This is a genomic window from Methylomonas sp. MgM2 (assembly GCF_054172045.1).
Genome location: NZ_JBSYXO010000084.1, coordinates 1 through 2460, shown reverse-complemented (window position 1 = coordinate 2460; position 2460 = coordinate 1). Strand labels below are relative to the sequence as shown.

Sequence of the window (2460 nt, the reverse complement as noted above, 5' to 3'; positions counted from 1 at the left end):
GTGAAAAGGGAAACAGCCCAGACCGTCAGCTAAGGTCCCCAAATCTATGCTCAGTGGGAAACGATGTGGAAAGGCCCAGACAGCCAGGAGGTTGGCTTAGAAGCAGCCACCCTTTAAAGAAAGCGTAATAGCTCACTGGTCGAGTCGGTCTGCGCGGAAGATTCACCGGGGCTAAGCATAGTACCGAAGCTACGGATCAGCACATTCCACTTTAGCTTATTTGTTTACGATCGTGAGCGCGTTAGCGCGAACAAAGCGCCGCTTACGTTGAGGCGGAGTGATTGAGTAAGTTAAAGGGAATGTGCTGGTGGTAGAGGAGCGTTCTGTACGCCTGCGAAGGTTCATTGAGAAGTGGGCTGGAGGTATCAGAAGTGCGAATGCTGACATAAGTAACGATAATGCGGGTGAAAAACCCGCACGCCGAAAACCCAAGGTTTCCTGCGCAACGTTAATCGACGCAGGGTTAGTCGGCACCTAAGGCGAGGCCGAAAGGCGTAGTCGATGGAAAACAGGTTAATATTCCTGTACCGGATGTCACTGCGATGGGGTGACGGAGAAGGCTATATCAGCTGTCTGTTGGAATAGGCAGTTTAAGCAGGTAGGCAGGCAGCTTAGGCAAATCCGGGCTGCTTTATGCTGAGACGTGATGACGAGCGGTTCTTGAACCGCGAAGTGATAGATGCCCTGCTTCCAAGAAAAACCTCTAAGCTTCAGGTGACATGCGGCCGTACCCTAAACCGACACAGGTGGGTGGGATGAATATTCTAAGGCGCTTGAGAGAACCCAGGTGAAGGAACTAGGCAAAATGATACCGTAACTTCGGGAGAAGGTATGCCCTTGGTACGTGAAGGCCCTGCGGCTGGAGCGGAAGGGGGTTGCAAAAAATCGGTGGCTGCGACTGTTTAGCAAAAACATAGCACTCTGCAAACACGAAAGTGGACGTATAGGGTGTGACGCCTGCCCGGTGCTGGAAGGTTAATTGATGGGGTTATCCGTAAGGAGAAGCTCTTGATCGAAGCCCCAGTAAACGGCGGCCGTAACTATAACGGTCCTAAGGTAGCGAAATTCCTTGTCGGGTAAGTTCCGACCTGCACGAATGGCGTAACGATGGCCACACTGTCTCCACCTGGGACTCAGTGAAATTGAAATCGCTGTGAAGATGCAGTGTACCCGCGGCTAGACGGAAAGACCCCGTGCACCTTTACTATAGCTTGGCACTGGACTTTGAACCTACTTGTGTAGGATAGGTGGGAGGCTTAGAAGCAGGAACGCCAGTTCTTGTGGAGCCGACCTTGAAATACCACCCTGGTATGTTTGGAGTTCTAACCTCGACCCGTGATCCGGGTTAGGGACAGTGTCTGGTGGGTAGTTTGACTGGGGCGGTCTCCTCCCAAAGCGTAACGGAGGAGCACGAAGGTACCCTCAGGTTGGTCGGAAATCAACCAATGAGTGCAAAGGCATAAGGGTGCTTGACTGCGAGACGGACAAGTCGAGCAGGTACGAAAGTAGGTCTTAGTGATCCGGTGGTTCTGTATGGAAGGGCCATCGCTCAACGGATAAAAGGTACGCCGGGGATAACAGGCTGATACCGCCCAAGAGTTCATATCGACGGCGGTGTTTGGCACCTCGATGTCGGCTCATCACATCCTGGGGCTGAAGCAGGTCCCAAGGGTATGGCTGTTCGCCATTTAAAGTGGTACGCGAGCTGGGTTCAGAACGTCGTGAGACAGTTCGGTCCCTATCTGCCGTGGGCGTTTGAGATTTGAGGGAAGCTGCTTCTAGTACGAGAGGACCGAAGTGGACGAACCTCTGGTGTTCCGGTTGTTCTGCCAAGGGCATTGCCGGGTAGCCACGTTCGGACAGGATAACCGCTGAAAGCATCTAAGCGGGAAGCCCCTCCCAAGATGAGATCTCACTGGGACCTTGAGTCCCCTGAAGGGCCGTTGAAGACGACGACGTTGATAGGCGGGATGTGGAAGTGCAGTAATGTATGAAGCTAACCCGTACTAATTGCCCGTGAGGCTTGACCATATAACACCCAATGCGTTTGATGAATACCCCATGGTATTCACCGGAAACAGGCGCGGAAGCGTCCCGGTTTGATTTTGTCAAACGGGTGGTATGGCAGGCGAAAGAGAAAAGGCGAAAGGCGAAAGAAAATGCCTCAGCCAGAGTCGAAAGCCTGTACCGTTGACATAGCTGAGAAACTTAAGAACGAACGCGAACAGATTTCCATGAAGACAGGCCAAGGCATAACGCCCAACCCTGTGCATGACGACTGGCAAAACCAGTCAAACCAGTTTGCTTGGTGACAATAGCAAGCGTGAACCACCCGATCCCATCCCGAACTCGGAAGTGAAACCGCTTAGCGCCGATGATAGTGTGGCAGGTTGCCATGTGAAAGTAGGTCATCGCCAAGCACCAAACTCGAAAGCCCGCCGAATGACGCGGGCTTTTTTT

The 2460-nt window shown here is 52.6% G+C and carries 2 rRNA genes; both read left to right on the top strand.

From position 1 onward, the window contains the following. Positions 1 to 2031, top strand: a 23S ribosomal RNA gene (locus ACW73I_RS22940); the annotation flags it as partial. A 273-nt stretch (positions 2032 to 2304) separates the two neighbouring features. Next, positions 2305 to 2420, top strand: a 5S ribosomal RNA gene (rrf, locus tag ACW73I_RS22935). Positions 2421 to 2460: the final 40 nt, after the last annotated feature.